Here is a 1,193-nt window from a genome sequence, read left to right as displayed (position 1 = left end):
TGGTGGTGCGCATCCGGACCAGCGGGCGGGACGATCTTGTCAGCATCGCCGCCACGGTGGACGACAGCGGTCCGGGCGTGCCCGAAGGGGTCGCCGCCGACATTTTCGAACCCTTCAATACCGGTCAGGCCGGCCGGGCGGGGGCAGGCGCCGGCCTCGGCCTCGCCATCTGCCGACAGATTGTCGGGCGAATGGACGGGCGGCTCTCGGTCGCCCGCTCCCCGCAGGGAGGCGCGCGTTTCGAGATCGAGCTGTGCCTGCCCTGCGCTGGTCCGGAGTTGCGTCGACAGGTGCTGAACAGGGCCGACCCGACGCCGCACGATACGCTCCACGTGCTCATCGTCGATGACAACGCCACCAACCGCTTCGTCGCCAGCCGCGTGCTCGAACTGTTCGGCTGCACCTCGGATACGGTGGAGAACGGGGCCGAAGCGGTCGAGCAGGTGCAGAGAACCCGCTACGATCTGGTCCTGATGGACGTGAAGATGCCGGTCATGGACGGCGTCGCCGCCACCCGGGCCATCAGGGCGCTCGGGGAATCCTTTACCCGTGTGCCCATTCTCGCTCTCACGGCCAACGCGGATCCCGATGACGCGGCGGACTATCTGGCCGCCGGCATGGATGGCGTCGCCCGCAAGCCGATCCAGCCTGATGAACTGCTGGACGCCATCCGACGGGTCATGGCCCCCGAGCCGGTGCCTGCCGCGGCCTGAAGGGGCGCAACTGCCGGCGCCGGCGTGTATTGAAGCGTCCATGCTCCAGATTCCTCCGCCGCCCCAGCTCCCCGAAGTCGTGGTCACCGGCGCCCGCCTGCCGCCGGCCGCCGGCGAGGCCGCCTTCTCCATCATCCGCCTCGACGACGGGGACCTGCGCGACCAGCAACGTCTCGACGAGGCCCTGGCCTCGGTCCCCGCCGTCTCCCTGTTCCGCCGAACCTCCAGCCTGTCAGCCAATCCGACCACCCAGGGCATCAGTCTGCGCGCCGTCGCCCCGTCGGGCGCCGGCCGCACCCTGGTCACGCTCGACGGCGTGCCCCTGAACGACCCCTTCGGCGGCTGGGTGATCTGGTCCCAGGTCCCGACCGAGAGCCTGTCCGGCCTCGACATCGTGCGCGGCTCGGGCGCCGGTCCGTACGGCGCCGGCGCCCTGACCGGCGTCATTCAGCTGCGCGAGCGCGGCGCCGGCGGGGCGCT

General features: G+C 71.1%; 2 protein-coding genes. Both read left to right on the top strand.

Features of this window, described 5'->3' with window-relative positions; all coding sequences use genetic code 11:
- The coding region (locus RDU12_RS15785) for a response regulator (RefSeq protein ID WP_308685626.1) at nt 1-713 on the top strand (713 nt) is incomplete at its 5' end.
- Between the two features lie 40 nt (nt 714-753).
- Nucleotides 754-1,193 (top strand): Plug domain-containing protein (locus RDU12_RS15780; protein ID WP_308685624.1); only part of this gene is annotated, 440 nt, incomplete at its 3' end.

The organism is Brevundimonas sp. (assembly GCF_031082345.1).
In the GTDB taxonomy this organism is placed as follows: Bacteria; Pseudomonadota; Alphaproteobacteria; order Caulobacterales; family Caulobacteraceae; genus Brevundimonas.
This window is presented reverse-complemented; position numbering and strand designations above follow the sequence as displayed.